At 45.6% G+C, this 17,546-nt stretch carries 15 protein-coding genes; 4 read left to right on the top strand and 11 right to left on the bottom strand.

Going from position 1 to position 17,546, the window contains the following annotated elements:
* Positions 1 to 199 (top strand): hypothetical protein (locus tag C6H04_RS08070; protein WP_233711812.1); only part of this gene is annotated, 199 nt, incomplete at its 5' end.
* On the opposite strand, the gene C6H04_RS01505 is transcribed toward C6H04_RS08070, so the two are convergent.
* The 10 genes from C6H04_RS01505 to C6H04_RS01460 all read right to left on the bottom strand — a co-directional run bounded on the left by C6H04_RS01505 (position 172) and on the right by C6H04_RS01460 (position 12,282).
* A complete protein-coding gene (locus C6H04_RS01505) occupies positions 172 to 1,854 on the bottom strand; it encodes a hypothetical protein (protein ID WP_104732138.1) in 1,683 nt (560 codons plus the stop codon). The genes C6H04_RS08070 and C6H04_RS01505 overlap by 28 nt on opposite strands.
* A 285-nt stretch (positions 1,855 to 2,139) precedes the next feature.
* Positions 2,140 to 3,468 carry a tetratricopeptide repeat protein gene (locus C6H04_RS01500; protein ID WP_158653801.1) on the bottom strand — a complete coding sequence of 443 codons (1,329 nt, stop codon included), beginning with the start codon at positions 3,466 to 3,468 and terminating at the stop codon, positions 2,140 to 2,142.
* An 86-nt stretch (positions 3,469 to 3,554) separates the two neighbouring features.
* Positions 3,555 to 4,283, bottom strand: a complete 729-nt coding sequence (locus C6H04_RS01495; RefSeq protein WP_104696195.1) for a hypothetical protein — start codon at positions 4,281 to 4,283, stop codon at positions 3,555 to 3,557.
* Complete coding sequence (locus tag C6H04_RS01490; RefSeq protein WP_199766206.1) at positions 4,283 to 5,317, bottom strand: N-acetylmuramoyl-L-alanine amidase family protein; 1,035 nt, start codon at positions 5,315 to 5,317, stop codon at positions 4,283 to 4,285. Before C6H04_RS01490 ends, C6H04_RS01495 begins: the two co-directional genes overlap by 1 nt.
* Positions 5,318 to 5,345: 28 nt before the next feature.
* Positions 5,346 to 6,437 carry a nitronate monooxygenase gene (locus tag C6H04_RS01485; RefSeq protein WP_104696197.1) on the bottom strand — a complete coding sequence of 364 codons (1,092 nt, stop codon included), beginning with the start codon at positions 6,435 to 6,437 and terminating at the stop codon, positions 5,346 to 5,348.
* 11 nt (positions 6,438 to 6,448) lie between these two features.
* Positions 6,449 to 7,651 (bottom strand): tyrosine--tRNA ligase, encoded by a 1,203-nt coding sequence (tyrS, locus tag C6H04_RS01480; protein ID WP_104696198.1) that lies wholly within the window; start codon positions 7,649 to 7,651, stop codon positions 6,449 to 6,451.
* Between the two features lie 9 nt (positions 7,652 to 7,660).
* Positions 7,661 to 9,997 (bottom strand): RelA/SpoT family protein, encoded by a 2,337-nt coding sequence (locus C6H04_RS01475; protein ID WP_104696199.1) that lies wholly within the window; start codon positions 9,995 to 9,997, stop codon positions 7,661 to 7,663.
* Positions 9,972 to 10,187 (bottom strand): DNA-directed RNA polymerase subunit omega, encoded by a 216-nt coding sequence (locus tag C6H04_RS01470; RefSeq protein ID WP_104696200.1) that lies wholly within the window; start codon positions 10,185 to 10,187, stop codon positions 9,972 to 9,974. The genes C6H04_RS01475 and C6H04_RS01470 overlap by 26 nt, the downstream gene beginning before the upstream one ends.
* 25 nt (positions 10,188 to 10,212) lie before the next feature.
* Positions 10,213 to 10,938: a UMP kinase gene (gene pyrH, locus C6H04_RS01465; RefSeq protein WP_104696201.1), complete on the bottom strand. Its 726-nt coding sequence runs from the start codon at positions 10,936 to 10,938 to the stop codon at positions 10,213 to 10,215.
* 45 nt (positions 10,939 to 10,983) lie between these two features.
* Positions 10,984 to 12,282 carry an adenosylmethionine--8-amino-7-oxononanoate transaminase gene (locus C6H04_RS01460; protein WP_104732136.1) on the bottom strand — a complete coding sequence of 433 codons (1,299 nt, stop codon included), beginning with the start codon at positions 12,280 to 12,282 and terminating at the stop codon, positions 10,984 to 10,986.
* Positions 12,283 to 12,399: 117 nt separating this feature from the next.
* On the opposite strand from C6H04_RS01460, the gene C6H04_RS01455 reads away from it, so the two are divergent.
* Genes C6H04_RS01455 through ftsZ form a run of 3 tightly spaced genes read left to right on the top strand, consistent with a single transcriptional unit; the run spans position 12,400 to position 16,402 of the window.
* A complete protein-coding gene (locus tag C6H04_RS01455) occupies positions 12,400 to 13,860 on the top strand; it encodes a peptidylprolyl isomerase (RefSeq protein ID WP_104732135.1) in 1,461 nt (486 codons plus the stop codon).
* 3 nt (positions 13,861 to 13,863) lie between these two features.
* Positions 13,864 to 15,252, top strand: a complete 1,389-nt coding sequence (ftsA, locus tag C6H04_RS01450) for a cell division protein FtsA (RefSeq protein ID WP_104696204.1) — start codon at positions 13,864 to 13,866, stop codon at positions 15,250 to 15,252.
* 10 nt (positions 15,253 to 15,262) lie between these two features.
* Entirely contained in the window at positions 15,263 to 16,402 is a 1,140-nt protein-coding gene (gene ftsZ, locus C6H04_RS01445; RefSeq protein WP_104696223.1) for a cell division protein FtsZ, read from the top strand.
* Here the strand turns inward: ftsZ and tgt are convergent.
* A complete protein-coding gene (tgt, locus tag C6H04_RS01440; protein WP_104732134.1) occupies positions 16,399 to 17,502 on the bottom strand; it encodes a tRNA guanosine(34) transglycosylase Tgt in 1,104 nt (367 codons plus the stop codon). The two genes, ftsZ and tgt, sit on opposite strands and share 4 nt — an antisense overlap.
* Between the last annotated feature and the right edge of the window lie 44 nt (positions 17,503 to 17,546).

The raw sequence follows: 17,546 nt of genomic DNA, 5'->3' as shown, positions 1-17,546 counted from the left end.
CCATGGTGTAACAGCTAAATACCTCTTGGCCCTCTTGGGTGCACACGCGCAAACGCCCCAGCGTGCCCGCCTCTTTTTTGCCTTTTTTAAAGACCTCACAATGGAGGGAGGTTTTGATCTAGGTTATCGAGTTTTTATCATACCACCGTATCTGAATCACCCATGTTTAAATCAGAATAAGTATTCTAGCATGAAATAAACACTGAGATCAGAAGGTTTGTTGTCTAAGAAATAGTGGGCATCTCGCCAGTCTATCATGAATGTCTTAGTCCCTGCAAAGGGGCTTCTAACCCCTAATTTGTAAACCCATCTAGCATGCTGGTATCTTAAACCGATATCAAACATAGTTTGATCCCAAAGAAATCTCTTGGAGCCATAGTCTGAAAACTGTAGCTTTTCGGCAAAACCCGCGTAGACACCAAAGAAGTTGGTTTTGCCTACAAGTAGATCTACGAGCAAATTAGCCGAAAAGAGCACATAAGCCGCATTCAGCTTTTTTAGTACTTGATCTGCGCTAGCGGGGTCATAAAAAGTGTAGCCCCCTAGAGCGCTAGCATCTATCCCCAGGTGTTTTAAAAAGAAGTATTGTCCACCGAACCCAGCTCCGACACTATAACTCTTATCTTGCCAAAATGAGCTAGTGTGGTGAGATAGAGAATTGATAAAAGTTTTAGCAGCAACACCCACAGAAGCAGGGAGGGGATTAAAAAATGGACTGGGGGGTGTTGTAGGAGTGCTCCAGCTAGGAGGGGCCGGTTTGGTAGGTGAAGGGAAATTAGTCTCTGGAGTGCCTAACACTCCCTTCAGACTGCTACCCTGTGTGGCATTGAGTACAGTTAATTGCGTGTCATACACAGCTTGAAGTCCTGCCAGGGCTATCTGGGCGACTCCTGGCCCAAGTTTCCCGGCATTTGCGAGTTGTTGAATAGTGAGAAGTTCGCGTTGAAACCACGCAAAAGCGGCGACCACCTCTTGGTTATTAACACCCCCATTAGGATCAAACGGGCTGGGTCCTCCAAAATTAAAACTTCTTTGGAAACACGCTTCAAAAGTGGTAGTCCGTGGGTCACACACGCTATTTTGGCCATACTTCACAGCATTCTCGTACTCACGAGGTGTCAGTATTCTATAGTTGTTACCATTATTAGCCATCTCTTCAAAGTTTTGCAACACCGCATTCATCTGGTTTAGCAAGGCTTGCATACTGACATTGTTATTAAAAGTCCCGTCTGGATTTACACCAACGGGATTTGTCAATTCATTTTTGATATTGTCTGCTACTGCCTGATACTGCTGGCGATCTCGGTCTACCTTAGCGACCTCTTGGTCATAATTTTGCGTGTCTTGATTCATAGTCGCATTATATTGTTTAACTGCCTCCAAAAAACTCGCGGTAGTTTTTTCATAGTTTTGGAGGGCTTGTTCCATATTTTGCAGGGTAGCTTTCTCGGGCACTCCCTTTAATTTTTGTAAATCTTGTTGCGCTCCCGCCAAGAAAGATTGGAGTCTTTTTAGCTGATCTGGGTTGATAGCCAGAGGAGATCCCGTTTTTTGTTGCGCATCTACGCTGGCTATCAATTGATCCAAGGCATTTTTAGCCTTACCTAGTTGAGCGCTGAAAGATTGCTGGAGTGCCTTAGCGGGAATTTGATTAAAAGTGGTAACTGGAGTGGGGTCCTTTTGGCGATTTGCCTCTATATTAGTGACGGCTAACTCTCCGGCTACGAAGAACCCATTTCTGATGTCTGCTCTTAATGAGGCGGTGGAAGCCAGAGTGAGAACTAGGAAGAACCCGCCACAAGGTAACGCCGAGTACCATTTTGATATCTTAGGTATTTGAGAATTTGCTAGCATTTCAATTCTCTTTGAAAAAGTTAAGGTCCATTAAAGGAAGCCTTTTTAGAGCCCCGCATTATAGTGGAATTTCGCTGAAGTCCTGCTGTCGTTAAGAAAAAACACCACCCTATCGGAATGACAAGACGGCCTTAGGGGAGCTCGAACAATCCATCTGGATAAACTGAAGAGCAAAACCTCGCAGGCATACGCCTTTAAGGTTCATTTGAGCCTGAGTGAAGTCCCCGCCCCCTGTGCCACGAAACTCCTAACTTTAGCTATGGGGAGTATGCCAATCTTTGGAGGTTAGCGCACTTTACCACATGCCTCTTCAAAGCCCATTTTGCAAGCAATTTTGTAATGTTCTTGTGCCTTTTCCCAGTTATAGTCAACTCCCTGCGCATTGTTGTACATCCGCCCGATTTCGTAGTAACTGGCTCCATTGCCCATCTCTGCGCCCTTTTGGTAGTATTCTAAAGCCTGCCCGTAATTTCTGTTAACAAACCACCCATGTACATAGACCCCGTTTTTGTAAATACTACCCAACATGGCATAAGCATTGGCATCTCCATTTTTCCCCTCTTCTTGGTAAAATCTAATAGCTTTTTGGTAATGTGCCGTGATTGCCTCTCTATCTCCAACCACCTCTTTAAGCTTACCACGCGCCAACATGGTTGCCAGGCGGTATTCCCCATCGCCACTTTTCAACTTAGAAGCCTCTTGATAATATTCCATAGCCTTTTGGTAATCTTGAGGCACGCCATCGCCCTCGTAGTACATATTGCCTAAGCGCACATACGCGCTCGCATCACCCTTATTGCCAGCTTCCAAATAGTGTTTCAAGGCTTGCTGGTAGTATTCGCGTGCCTTTTGATAATTTAAGGGTGCACCCTTGCCATTCTGGTAGATAAACGCTAAAAAATGGTAAGCCTGCCCGTCTCCTTTTTTAGCTGCCGCTTCGTAGTGTTCTAAAGCTTGGTTGTAGTCCTGATCTACCCCCCTGCCATAGTAATACATCACTCCCAGTCTATAATCTTTGGCTTGCCCCATCTTGGCAGCCTTTTGGTAATAACTAAAAGCCTTAGCATAATCCTGCTCGACCCCCTTGCCATTGTTGTAATACAAATCTCCGATGGCATTATATCCTCGCGCATCCCCCATTTCGCCCGCTTTTTCAAAGGCTTCTATGGCCTTTTTAAAGTCCAAAGTCACACCTTGCCCGTTGGCATGGTTTTCTCCTAAGCGCATATAGGCCTCAGCCCCTGCAGGCGCAGTTGCGTTTTTTGTCTCTGTGACTTTGGGTTGCTGCACCTGTGGCTGTGTTTTTATGCCAGATTGCGGATTCTCGCGTTGGGCATGGGCAATGTCCATCGCCTTTCGAAAGTACGCGCTAGCTTTTTGGCTGTCCTTGGGTACACCTGCACCAATTAAATACATATTTGCTAAGCCCCGGTAAGCATCTGCGCTCCCCAATTCCGCAGCTTGTTGATAATTTTCTAGAGCCTTGGCATAGTCTTTATGTCTATAAGCTTCCTTAGCTGCAGAGAGATATTCGTCTACCTTTTGATCAGCAAGAGCCACAGAAAAACCTAGCAACACGCCTAAAGTTACACGGCATGCACCACTCTTTGTCATGCTCATACCATCCTCCGCCATTGACAAAATTAAAACATTCTAGCATAAAATGCTACACTGTGTGGATTGTATCTGTACCAAATCAGCTAATGAAGCTTTGTGCTATGATCTGTGTTGCGCATGCTCTCATGCATCCACTCCCCCATCCATGCTAAAATCCCTAGCCAGAAAAAAGCCTGCCGTGCGTTTTCCTGATCCACGATTACGGGGGCACAGAGCATGAACACAACCAAGCCTGCGCTTAATACCAACAAATTCGCGTATTCATAAACTCCCAAATACTCTTTATGGCGGGCTATCAACCCCACAAGACCCACAAGCATAGCTACAAAGAAAACAAAATCCAGTGTATTACACTGGGGATATAAATAAGTTTGAAATCCACAAGCAAATACCCAGATGATACAAGTGTTGAGTGAGGGCGCGAAATTTAGCAAGATGGGAATACGGGCATAATGTGTCCACAATCCGCCCAAAGTTATAAGGACTAGTGCATAGGCTCCCCAAATAAAAAAAACATGCCCATCTAGTAAGGCTAAGTATAGAAATCCCACACAGCTCCCCAGTGCGATCAGTTTAGGCGTTAAGGCATTGTGTTTGGAAGCGCGTATAAAATAGAAAAGTGAGCCCAATGATCCTAGAAAATGGAGTGAATACACGAATTTAGGATAAAAGCGTTCGTTCAAGAGACTGAATAGCTGGACGAAGTTGTGGTTAAAATGCGAGAATAGCAAGGCTAGAGCATTGCACACTACCAGCACAAAGAACACAGAGGCAACGAAGACTTTATAAGGTGTAGCCTTTTTGGAAAACATCAAAAATTCTTGCTTACAAAGCTATCAATGCCATTGGCAATTCCCTTGGCCAATCCTTGCTGGTAGGTTTTATTCTGAATGCGCTTGGCCTCAAAGGGATTAGAATTATAGCCAATTTCAATGAGTACGGAGGGCATGAGCGCGCCGGCTAACACCCAAAATGGTCCCTCGCGCACCCCGCCGTCTACCACATTCTTATAGGTACGACGCAACTGACTCAAAATTCCAAATTGGATATCGATGGCAAGCTTATTGGAGGTAATTAGTCTTTGAGAATTTAGCGAATTTAAAAAGGAGAGTTTAGAAAAATAATCCATGACCTTGACATCATCTTGATTTTCTTGTTCAGCCACCTTGCGTGCGCGCTCACTGCGTGCTGTGGAGAGAAAATAGGTCTCTACCCCTTGAGGGTTAGTGGGGAAGTTTTTAGGGATGGAGTTAGCATGGATTGAGATAAAGAGATCAGCGCCTTTGGCATTGGCAAAGTCGGTGCGATCCTTGAGGCTAATGTATGTGTCGTTGTTGCGAGTCATAAAAACGATGTAGTTACGCCTTTGTAGTTCTTGTTGTAGATATTTAGCCACAGAAAGCACAATCCACTTTTCGCATGCGCCATTTACCCCCCTAGCACCACAATCATGTCCACCATGCCCGGCATCGACAACCACCTTGAAGCGTTTAGGAGAGTTGGAAGTCTGCGAGGGTGACGCGCTTTTAGTATGGAGTGTCGTAATAATAATGTAGAGATGACGACCCGTATGTTTGAGCTTGTAAGTGCCTTCTGGATAAAGAATGAGCACCCTAGTCATGCCCATCTTTTCATGAGAGATGCTGATTGAGGTTTGGTTCTCGAAGCGATAGTGTTTGGGGGGGACTTTAAGGTGTGCTTTGATTTCTAAAGCGCTTTTAAATTTACCTAAATGGATCTTTTTAAAGTGATGCTTATCAATATTCTGATCGAAACTCAAACGCACACTGCTCGTACCAAAGGGCACAACCTGCGTGATACTCAGGGCATGGGCATAGATTCCCATGAGCAAACAAAGTATAAAGCGCACCCATTCAACCCCTGATCAATTCTTGCACGAGTTCGTGCACACTTAAGATGCGTTCAACCCGATAACCATTCGCCCCTGTAAAATAGAGACCCTCTTCGCGATTGCCTTGATAACTGCGCCCTAAGCCATCTGCAATACAATAACCCACTTTCTTAGCTTCTACTCCGCGATGGCAAGGTGCGACGCAGTTACTCACACAGGCGATTTTTGGGGCATTACCCTCTTGGATACGTTTAAGCACTCCTGTATTGATAGCACGGGCAGGATAGCCCACGGGGGATTTGATGAGTAAAATATCTTCTTTTTGCAAAGAGGGCAAAATATCAGCGTAAACCTTGGCATCGCATTCCTTTGTGCCTAAAAAGCGAGTTGCCATCTGCACTCCACTAGCCCCTAGGCTTAACATGGTGTCAATATCTCTGCGATCCCAAATACCCCCTGCAGCAATGATAGGGATATTGCCCCACTCTTTGGAGGCCTCTACAATACCCGGAACTAAGTTTTCTAGTTGGAACTCTTCTTTGAAACAATCTTCGTATTTAAAACCCTGATGCCCCCCGCTCAAAGGACCTTCTACAATCACTGCATCAGGCACACGTTTATAGCGTGCACTCCAGCGTTTACAGATGATGTGTAGAGCCTTAATAGAAGAGATAATAGGCACAAGGGCAACATTGGGAAAGTCCTTGGTAAATTCGGGCATGTTGGTGGGTAAGCCTGCTCCTGTGATGATCACATTAGCTCCCGCTTCGCACGCGTCACGCACCACTCGTCCGTATTCGTTGATTGCATGTAGAATATTAGCACCCAGGGGATTGTTTCCACAAATCTTACGGGCATTTTTAAAAATCTCATTTAAAGCTTGTTTAGAGTAGAAATTCAAGGCTTCAAAGGGTTTTTTGGCGACGATTTTCTCGACAAAACGCATATTTTTATAGTAGCCTGTGCCAACTGCCGAGATCACGCCCAAAATACCCTCTTTGGCGGCACTGCCAGCTAATTCGTCCCAACTAATTCCCACCCCCATACCCCCTTGAAAAATGGGATATCTGAGGGTGTGTTTGCCGATCTTAAGGGGTTTGAGTGTGGACAGCATGCATGACCCTTTTAATGGATGTGAACTAAGGCGAATTTTCTTTTTCCCACTTGCACAATATAAGACCCTTGGCTAAATTGGTAGTGGGCATCTGTGAGCACCTCGTGGTTGAGACGCACTCCTCCTCCAGCGATGTCTCTGCGCGCCTGCGAGCTAGAGGGGCAAAGTTGACTCTCCTTGAGCACATTGCCAATCCATACTCCTTTTTCGAAATGCCATTCTGGCATCTTGCTAGGGGTCTGTTTTTGGCTAAAGACTTTGTCAAATTCGGCCTTAGCGCCTTGGGCTTCTTGAGCAGAATGCCATCTCGTGGTGATCTCTAGGGCTAACTCTTCTTTGACTGCTTTGGGGTGAAGGCGTTGATCTTGCACACCCTGCTGTAGGGAGGCAATTTGAGTGAGGGTCTTGGTGCTTAAGAGCTCATAGTAACGCCACATCAAGGTGTCGCTAATACTTAAAAGCTTGGCATACATACTAGCAGGTTCTTGCGTGATACCAATGTAATTATCTAAACTCTTGCTCATCTTGTGTGTCCCATCCAAACCCTCTAGCAAGGGCATGGTGAGCACACTCTGTTCTTTGTTGAGCCCATAGGCGCGTTGCAAAAAGCGTCCCACCATCAGATTAAACTTTTGATCTGTGCCACCCAATTCTAAATCGCACTCTAGGGCGACTGAGTCGTAGCCTTGTAAAAGCGGATAGAGAAACTCTACAATACTAATGGGTTGGTTGTTTTGATAGCGTTTTTCAAAATCATCGCGCTCGAGCATGCGCGCCACGGAGAATTTGGAAGTGAGGGCGAGAATCCCAGAAGCCCCTAGAGGGTTAAGCCAAGCAGAGTTAAAACACACCTCTGTGAGGGCTGGATCGAGCGCTTTAAACACTTGTTTTGCATAGGTTTTCGCATTTTTTTGCACTTCCTCTTCGCTCAAGGGTTTTCTAGTTTCACTCTTACCACTAGGGTCGCCAATGCGTGCGGTAAAGTCCCCGATGAGAAATTTCACAAACCCGCCATGCTTTTGCAGAGTAGCCAGCTTTTCTAAGAGCACAGCATGCCCTAGATGTAAATCAGGGGCAGTGGGATCAAAACCCGCCTTGACAATAAAGCGTTGCCCGGTTTGGTAAAAATGCGCTACACGACTCTGAAGATATTCAAGACCAATACACTCCCCCATGCCTTGGGTGATAGCACTCATCGCTTTCTCTACTTCCATGCTTGTCCTTTAGGCTTGATAGGCGTCTTTAAGACTAGAAAAGCTGACTAATCTTTCCTGGTATTTTTGCGAGAGGATCTCTCTGAGCGCACTCGCCTCTTTGGCTGTGTATTCTAGCAATACTTCGCAATGTGAAGAAAATTCATCACGGTAGCCACAATAATCCACGCCTGTGATCGTGCAATCATTTTTAGTTAAAAAATCTAACAAATGCATCAGCGCGCTCTTTTTATCCTCCAGATAGAAAATTCCCTTGTAAATTTCCCTTTTCTTCTTACTCCATTGCACAAAGACCATGGGCAAGCCCAAATCGATCTCTGCACCAATTGCCTTACATAGCTTATGGTGCACAATGACCTTGTGTTCCTTATAGCTACGCATGATAGCCACAATTTCATCGCCGTATTTAGGATGGCAACAATCATTAAAAAGCACCTGCTTGACATGCACATAAGGGTTTGTGTAGACAATGAAATTGTCTAAATAGGACTTTTTCAAACCAATATGAGGGTTGATGAGGTTAAGCATTTTGTGGGTCAGACGGAATTGCAACAAATTCTTCATGAGAAAACCAAATTCGTGGTACTGCACTTTTTTCTTCATGTGCTTAGGCGTTTCTCTGACTTTCTCTTGGATTTCTTCAACCAGTTTCTTTAGACTGCCAATATTTCTATTGGCTTCACTTAAGGAAATTTCCACCCCGCATTCAACCAGCTTTTTTTCAAACAGCGTGTAGTCTTTTGGTTCAATTTCCTCGGCGAAAATGGGAGCTTCAAAAATACAAGTTAAAATATTGATCATACTTTTAGCATCAATCTCTTTGAGCTGGTTTTTGCGTTGGAGCTTGAGATGGTTTTTAGCACGCGAAGTTTTGAGCTGATCCATCCAAATGTAGCGCGGAATCGATCGCTCCCCTTTGACAATCTTGACAACATCCCCGCTCCTGAGCTCTTGATTAAGACTAGCTTTTTTATTATTGACAAAGGCCTTTTTAGCCCGATCGCCTAGATCGCTGTGGATCATATAGGCAAAGTCCAGCACGATCGCCCCCGCAGGCAATGTGTAGGTATCCCCATCGGGGGAAAAAACCGTGATGTCTTCGCGATAGAGGTCGTTTTGCACCAGCGCGTAGAACTCTTTGGGATTGGATTTGGAATCGTGTCCTTGATACTTGAAGTTATGCAACCATTTGAGTGCCTCTGGTTCCGCACCCCCGGCTTTGTACTTCCAGTGTGCCGAGTTGCCATATTCAGCTCCCTCATGCATCTCAAAGGTGCGCACTTGAATTTCGTAGATGGAAGATTGATCAAAAATCGTGGTGTGGATAGTCTGGTAGCCATTTTCTTTGGGCAACGCAACATAGTCTTTAAAGCGTGAGATAATGGGCTTGAAGCGTAGATGCACAATCCCTAAAATGCGGTAACAATCCAGGGGGTTTTTAACTAAAACCCGCACAGCCATCAGATCCAAAATCTCATCCATGCTCACTGCCCCCTTGCGTTGCATCTTGAGATAGATGGAGTAGGGCCGTTTAATGCGCGTGGTGAGCTGGAAATCCCCTTCTCCAAATCCAGCTTCAAAAAACATTTTCTCCAATTTGCCCGCAAAACGATTGAGTTTCAAGGAAAGAGATTGGCGATTCTGATCCAAGTAAAGTTGGATTTTTTGATACTCTTGGGGATAAATATAATAAAAACTTTTGTCCTCGAGCTCGTTTTTGATGGAAGCCATCCCTAGACGGCTGGCAATGGGCGCGTACACCGCTAAAGTCTCTTTAGAGATACGGATTTGCTTATCTCTAGGGAGAGCATCTAGGGTCAAAATATTGTGCAGACGATCGCTGATCTTGACGATGAGAGCGCGTGGATCGTTGATTGCGCCCACTAAAATTTTTCTAAAAGTCAGAGCGGAAGCCAATAACTTAGAGTCTTGGGCTTCCATGGGAAACTCTTCTTTTCTAATCTCAGTAATTTTAGTCAGAGCATCGACGAGATTGGCCACATCTTCGCCAAATTCACGCGCCACATACTCGATGCTGCACTCGGTGTCTTCCACTACATCGTGTAAAAGGGCCGCACACAGCATCGCCTCGTCTCCATCACAAAAGGCGACAATACACGCAACGCAAATAGGGTGAGTAACATAAGGACCTCCCCCTTTGCGAGTCTGGCCTGCGTGAAAACGATGCGCCACCTCTAAAGCTTGCGCAACCCTTGGAGTGATTTCTGCGACATTTTCCAAGACATGCGTGGCCTCATGTGGCCCACAAACCTCCTTGAGCGCTCCTAGAATTTCAAGCAAATCCTCATAACTTTTTCTTTTAATATCTTGCGTCAATGCACTCAAGACTGATTTTTCCTTGTGCGATCTCCACGATCGCGATGTCTGTGAGCTTGTAATTCTTAGTGTCCATGGCCACCAGCGGTTTTGCTCCCGCGCCCAGCTGTTTTACTCTTGTAAAAACCAAGTTGGAAAGAATGTAACGATCGTTGTCTACTTTAGCAAGGGCTTGGGCTACAATTTCTTCTGTTCTCAATTGAATCCTTTTCTAGGTTAACTCCCTATTTTACCACAGAAAATATACCTTGATTATGTTTTACCACTTGCAGGAGATTATCTTTTTTAAACATATTGCACACGACAATGGGGAGTTTATTGTCTTTAGCTAGCGAAATAGCTGTGTCATCCATCACTTCGATATTCCCAATCAGGGCATCATTATAACTCATGGTATCAATTTTCTTAGCATCTTCAAACTTATTCGGGTCCTTATCGTAAATCCCATCTACCTTAGTGGCCTTCACGATCACATCGGCCCCAATCTCAATGGCGCGCAAGGTGGCAGCTGTGTCCGTAGTGAAAAAGGGATTCCCTGTCCCCGCTCCAAAAATCACAATGCGCCCCTTTTCTAAATGGCGAATAGCCTTCCTGTAGATGTAGGTTTCACAGATTTCTTTAACCTCAATGGCACTTTGCACGCGCACATCTAAGCCTAGATGTTCCAAGGCCTCTTGCATGGCCACTGCATTAATTACTGTGGCCAGCATTCCCATATAATCCCCACTGGTGCGCCGAATAATCCCTCCTTTAGCTGCACTTACCCCTCTGATAATATTTCCACCACCAATGACAATGCCCACTTCAATCCCATGATCTGCAAGCGTCTTGATCTCTTTGGCAATGTAGCTTAAAATTTGGATGTCGATTCCAAAATGACTCTCCCCTGCCAAAGCCTCGCCGGAAAATTTGACCAATGCCCGCTTGTTCTTATGCCCTTTGGTTTGCATGGACTCCCTTCAGTGATTGAAGGACGCATTCTATAGCAAAAAGACTTAAGATTGCGTCAATTCTACGACAATCTCTTTAAAAGTATAGGCAATGTGTCGGATTTGGGCTTCATCAATGCAGTAGGGGGGCATGCAGTAGATAGTGTTGTGTAGGGGACGCAAGAGCACACCTTTGCAAAGAGCCTTCTCAAAGACGCACAAACTCACGCGCTGGCTACCTGCATACCCTACCAGCTCAAAGGCAAAGATCATGCCAAGCGCGCGTAAATTCGCCACTCCTTTTACATCCCCCAAAAACTCCTGCAAACAAGCCTGCATGTGTGCACTCAACATCCGATTATGTTCTAACACTTGATTTTGTTCTAAAACATCTAGAGTAGCATTAGCACAGGCACAGGCTAAGGCATTGCCCGTATAACTATGTGAATGCAAGAAATTTTTATTTTCAGAATAGGGGGCGTAGAATTGATCATAAATGCGATTAGAAGTGAGCACTACTGCCAAGGGTAGGTATCCTCCGCTAATCCCTTTGGACAAGCAGAGAAAATCGGGCATTACACCACACTGCTCATAAGCAAAGAGAGTCCCCGTGCGTCCAAAACCAACCGCAATTTCATCAAAGATCACATGCACACCATGCTCTTGGCACAAACGCACGGCTTGGCGCACATATTCTGCGCTGTAAAAATGCATGCCCCCAGCACATTGAATCAAAGGCTCCAAGATAAAGGCACTGATCTCTAAGCTATGTTTGTCCAAAATTTGCTCTAACTTGGCTAGGGCATTAGGAATGTCCTCATCTCCCTGAGGCACAGGGGTGCTCAAATTTTCTAAAAATAAAGGCGTATAGGTATCCTTATAGAGTCCGACATGGCTAATGGAGAGCGCACCTAGGGTTTCGCCATGATAGCTATTACTCAAAGATAGGAACTTAGGTCTTTTGTGTCCTGCTAGGAGGTGGGAGTGGAAACTCATTTTAAGGGCAACTTCAATGCACGAAGAGCCATTGTCGGCATAAAAGCACTTATCAAACCCGCTTAGGGCACAGAGCCTCTCAGAGAGACGGATGATCTGAGGATGGGTGAAACCTGCTAATAGGACATGCTCAAGGGTGTCGATTTGGTGTTTGAGTTGCTGGCTGATGTAGGGGTGGTTGTGCCCCAAGAGATTCACCCACCAGCTACTAATCGCATCGATGTAGGCCTTGTCTTCAAAATCGTAGAGATAGATACCCTGCGCGCGCTTGATAGGCACCAAGGGGAGCTGCGCATGGTCATACATCTGGGAACAAGGGTGCCAAATGTAGCGCATATCCCAATCATGGTAGTGGGCATTGGTGTGCATTTGAATCTTTCTACATCGTCAATTTAGCTAAAAATCAAAATCTTAAAGCAAATTTTAGTCAGCTTTCACTAAAATAAGCCTTTATTTTGGAACATCTTTAAAAAACGCGGGGCTTTCGTGATCACTTGGATGCAGAAGCATAAAAAATACCTCGTTGTTACCATTTGGATTAGCACGATCGCTTTCGTGGCTGCGGGCATGATCGGCTGGGGGCAATATAACTTTTCTTTGGGAAATGACAGTGTGGCCAAAGTGGGGCAGGTGCTGATCACCCAAGAGGAATTGGAGATGGAGTACAAGCGGCTTGTAGACGCTTATAGCGAGTCTATTCCTGACTTCAAAGACCTGGATGCCAAACAGCTACAGGCCATGGGACTTGAAAAGAGTGCGCTCAATCTTCTTATTAACCAAGCCTATCTCAAGAATCTTGCGTTAGATTTGGGAGTGGGTGTGAGCAATGCCGAAATTATCGCTGAAATCCAAAAGAGTAAGATGTTCCAAAAAGACGGGCGTTTTGACGAATCTCTCTACAAGCAGCTCTTGCAACAAAATCACTACCGGCCGAGTGCCTTTGAAGACAATGTACGCAACGCTCTGCTGGTGCAGAAAATTTCTGCTCTCTTCCCTAAGGCCACTACGCCCTTAGAAAGGAATGCTTTTGCCTATCCTTTGAAGATCCAAGATCGCGCGGTGATTAAGATTTTGCATGCTAAAGACGCGCCCATCAAAATTGAGGAGAGTGCCCTTAAAAGCTATTATGAGCAACATAAGGATACTTACAAATTGCCCACCAGTTACACTTTGGCGGTACTACAAGTAGAACCAGATAAGACTACTCCCGATGTGGCTGTGTTGCGCGCACACTACCAATCTCATAAGAGCGCCTACATAAGTGCAGAGGGCAAGCTAGAGGATTTTGAGCATGTCAAGTCTAGGGTGACCCATGACTATCTGCAAGCTCAGGCTAAAGAGCGCGCTTTGGAACAGTATCTCGCCTTAAAAAAAGGTAAATTGACCCTTGCAGAACAGACTGTTACAGACTTGCCTTATACTGAACAAATCAATGCCCAGATAGAAAAGATGCGCCCTGGAGAGGTACTCAAACCCTTAGAATACCAGGAGGGCTACATGGTCCTCAAGCTGGTTAAAAAATCTAGTAATGCGCTCAAGAGCTTTGAGCAGGCAAGGCCTGAAGTGTTAGCAACTCTCACCCATACAGAACAGCAGGCATGGCTTAAGGAACAGGCACGCAAGGAACTTAAAAATTTCAAAGGGAGTGATATTGGTGCAATTTCACCCGAATTTCAGGGGAGTATCCAGGAACTAGACCCTCCACAAGCCAAAGAACTTGTTACTTACATTTTCAAAAGACCCGATTTAGAAGGTTTTCTTGTTTTGAAGGATAAGGCTGTGCTCTATCGAATTTATAAGCAGGATTTTGCGCATGTCTTGCACAACGAGCCTTACTTAGAAGAAATGGCGAGCAATCTCAAAACTCAGGACTTCGATCAGGCGTTGGTGGCTATGCTTAGAAGCAAGTATCCCATTACAATCTATGCCAAGAGTTTGCAGGAGTAAAGCGTGAATCCGATCATACTTGGTGTGGATATTGGCTCTAGCAAGATTTGCGCCATCATTGCTGAACTCAAAGAGGGAACTCCTCAGATCATCGGGGCGAGCACACAAAAATCTGAGGGAGTGCGCAAGGGGAGTGTGAGCAATATTTCCCAAGCGGGTGAAATCGTCAAAAAAGCCATCGAAGATGCCAAGCGTATGGCAGGTTTGGACTTTGTAGAAAAAGCGATCGTTTCCATATCGGGGGCTTATACCCAGAGTGTAAATAGCTCTGGAATTATCAATGTGCCTAATAATGAGATCACGCTCAAAGAGATCAACCGCGGGTTAGATACCGCCCTGCACAATGCCTCTATCCCGGCTGGGCATGAAGTGATCCACATTCTGCCCTACCAATTCAAGTTGGACAATCAGGACAATATCGAAGACCCGATGGGGATGAGTGGTTCGCGCCTAGAGGTCTTTACCCACATCGTTACCGTGCAACACAGTAGTTTAGAAAATCTGCGTCGGGTGATTCAAATCGCTGGGGTGAAGATTGAAAATATCGTTTTGAGTGCTTATGCGGCTTCCATTGCGGTCTTAAGTGAAGATGAGAAGACCTTGGGCGTGGCCTGCATTGACATTGGGGGGAGCACCTGCAATATCATGGTCTATGAGGGCAATTCTATGCGCTTTAATGGCTATGTGCCTGTGGGATCGGAGCATATTAGAGATGACTTGGCCATTGGTCTGCACACTCCTTTGGGCGCGGCCGAATTTGTCAAACGCGAGTATGGGAATTTGCTGGCCGAAGAGAGCGATCAAGAGATCGAAGTGCCTGCCGTGGGAGCGGAAAATAAGAAAAACCGCTTTCCTCTGAAGTTTGTACATGAAATCATCAACACCCGTGTGTTAGAGGTCTTTAATTTACTCAACAACGCGCTGATTAGTAGCAAGCTCAAGGATAGTTTAGGGCGGGGTGTGGTGCTTACAGGAGGGATGACCCACATGCAGGGAATCCAAAATGTCGCTGGTGCGATCTTTGGAAACATGCCCGTGCGCATCGCTAAACCTATGGAGATTAGTGGGCTGTTTGAAGAGCTCAAAGACCCCACTTACGCGGTAGCAATCGGTTTGATCCTCTATGGGGCAGGAGGGCACACTAATTACGAAAAGGATTCTGAGAAGACGATTCGCTACAAGGAGAGTCGCCATAACGCCCAACCCACTTTCACTTATGCGCCTGAGCGTAACTATATTGAAACCGATCTCACCAATCTCAAGCATAATAGTGAACCTCTTAAAGAGAGTGGAAAAGAGCGGAAAAAAGATATAATGTACCCCTACAGCAACGCGCCTAAGGAAGCGGGCTTTTTTGAGCGGATCAAAGAGTGGGGATCAAAGTTATTTTAAAGGACAATGGGTGGCGGTATTGAATGAAACGGGCGTAGAAGTAGAAGAAATCTTTGAAACCAATGGGGCGAAGATCGTCGTTATTGGCGTAGGCGGTGGTGGGTCCAATATGATAGCACATCTCATCGCTACGGGTACTTATAAAGACATCACTCTCATCGTTGCCAATACGGATGGGCAGGCCCTTAAATCTTCTAATGCTAAGAATAAAATCCGTTTGGGAGAAAAAGTTACCGGAGGCAGGGGAGCGGGCATGAAACCTGAAATTGGCAAACAGGCTGCTCAGGAATGTGTCGAAGTCATTAAAGAGATGGTTTCAGGGGCAGATATCGTCTTTATTTCAGCTGGTTTAGGGGGAGGAACGGGGACGGGGGCTGCCCCTGTGATTGCTCAAATCGCTAAAGATGCAGGGGCCTTAACTGTTTCTGTAGTGACAAAACCCTTTAGTTTTGAGGGGCGTAAGCGGGCTAAAATCGCCGAGGAAGGTCTGCAAGAGCTAAAAGCTGTGAGCGATTCAATCGTGGTGATCCCCAATGAAAAACTGATTGGTTTTATCGATAAAAATGCGGGCATCAAGGAGAGCTTCAAGGAAGTGGATAATGTATTGGCCAAGGCTGTTAATGGCATTTCTAGCATGATTATCAATTATGGGGAAAACGACATTAATGTAGACTTTGCCGACCTGAAAACTGTCATGAATCATCGCGGATTAGCCTTAATGGGCATTGGTGAGGCCACAGGGGTCAATGCCGCCACAGTAGCAGTAGAGAACGCCATTGCCTCACCTTTGTTTGACAATGTTTCCATTAATGGTGCCATGGGGGTTTTAATCAATTTTGAGTGCCATCCGGATTATCCCCTCTTAGAGATCACCACTTCAGTGGGCATTGTAGAGTCGATGGCCGATGAGGACGCGGACATTATCTTTGGAAAGTGCACCTCCACCAACACCCCTACCGATCATGTGAAAGTGACTATCGTGGCAACTGGTTTTGAAAAGCCCACTGCCCCTAAAGAAGAGCTTAAATCTGAATCTTCTTTTAGCCTTTCTAAAAGCGCTTTGGAGGATATTAGACTGGTGAGTAGTGGGGAGACCTACCAGGGCATCGATTTAGACAAGCCAGCCTTTTTGCGCCACCAAAAAGACTAACCCATTCTCTCAAGCATGCAGGTTTTGTAACTTGCATAGCGTCCTTGTAAAATCGCCTCTCTAGCCCCGCGCACCAATTCCAAATAAAAATGCAGATTGTGTAAACTCGCCAAACGAAAATAGCTCAATTCTCGCGTCCTAAAAAGGTGGTGTAAATACGCTCTGGAGTAATGCGTGCAGGTATGGCAGATGCAAGTACAATCCAAGGGTATGTCGCTGTCCTTATGGTGGGCATTTTTAATACTGATCTTGCCCTGCATGGTAAAGAGTGTGCCATTTCTAGCGTTGCGCGTAGGCATGACACAATCAAACATGTCCACGCCCCGATCGATGGCTTCTAGCAAATCTCGGGGCGTACCCACTCCCATTAGGTAGCGGGGTTTATTAGCAGGTAATAAGGGCGCAGTATGGCTGATCGTATCGTACATCTCTTGCGCGCTCTCTCCCACTGCTAACCCACCGATAGCAAACCCATCAAAATCCAATGCGCTTAATTCCAACGCGCTTTGCGTGCGTAGAGCTAGATGTGTGCCTCCCTGCACAATGGCAAAAATACGATTATAAGGGTGGGCATGGCGGATATGGTGTTCCAAGCTTGCTTGTGCCCACGCTGTAGTGTTTTGCACCCCCTTTAAGAGGCGATTATAGGAAGCTGGCAGACCCACTAAATCGTCTAAAACCATGCAAATATCACTATTGAGGGCATATTGAATATCTAAGACCTTAGAGGGTGTGAAAAGATGGCTACTCCCATCAATATGAGATTTAAACACAATGCCCTCAGGGTGTTCTTTAGTGTTGTGGCGCAAAGAGAACGCTTGAAAGCCCCCACTATCGGTTAAAAAATTCCCTTTAAACCCACTAAAGTTATGCAAACCACCCAGCTGGGCAATGCGCTCATGGGTAGGACGTAAATAGAGATGGTAAGTGTTAGCTAAAATAATAGGGGCTTTAAGCGCATGGAGGTCTTGGGTATCCAGGCTTTTAACGCTAGCTTGTGTACCCACAGGCATGAAAACCGGGGTTTGCACTACACCATGCGCTAGTTTTAAAGTCAATGCTCGCGCATTTACATCCTGAGCGTCTAACCTCACTTCCATCAATGACCTTAATATTTTTACTATATAATAACCAAAAACAATGG

Origin of the sequence: Helicobacter salomonis, assembly GCF_900197775.1 — a bacterium.
GTDB lineage: Bacteria > Campylobacterota > Campylobacteria > Campylobacterales > Helicobacteraceae > Helicobacter > Helicobacter salomonis.
This window is presented reverse-complemented; position numbering and strand designations above follow the sequence as displayed.

Coding starts and splice junctions, on each gene's coding strand:
- C6H04_RS01460 (WP_104732136.1), bottom strand. CDS start 12,282: ATGCACACCAATGCCCACTACCATGATTGGGATATGCGCTACATTTGG.
- pyrH (WP_104696201.1), bottom strand. CDS start 10,938: ATGCAAACCAAAGGGCATAAGAACAAGCGGGCATTGGTCAAATTTTCC.
- C6H04_RS01490 (WP_199766206.1), bottom strand. CDS start 5,317: ATGGGAATCTATGCCCATGCCCTGAGTATCACGCAGGTTGTGCCCTTT.
- C6H04_RS01495 (WP_104696195.1), bottom strand. CDS start 4,283: ATGTTTTCCAAAAAGGCTACACCTTATAAAGTCTTCGTTGCCTCTGTG.
- C6H04_RS01505 (WP_104732138.1), bottom strand. CDS start 1,854: ATGCTAGCAAATTCTCAAATACCTAAGATATCAAAATGGTACTCGGCG.
- tgt (WP_104732134.1), bottom strand. CDS start 17,502: ATGGAAGTGAGGTTAGACGCTCAGGATGTAAATGCGCGAGCATTGACT.
- C6H04_RS01485 (WP_104696197.1), bottom strand. CDS start 6,437: ATGCTGTCCACACTCAAACCCCTTAAGATCGGCAAACACACCCTCAGA.
- C6H04_RS01500 (WP_158653801.1), bottom strand. CDS start 3,468: ATGACAAAGAGTGGTGCATGCCGTGTAACTTTAGGCGTGTTGCTAGGT.
- tyrS (WP_104696198.1), bottom strand. CDS start 7,651: ATGGAAGTAGAGAAAGCGATGAGTGCTATCACCCAAGGCATGGGGGAG.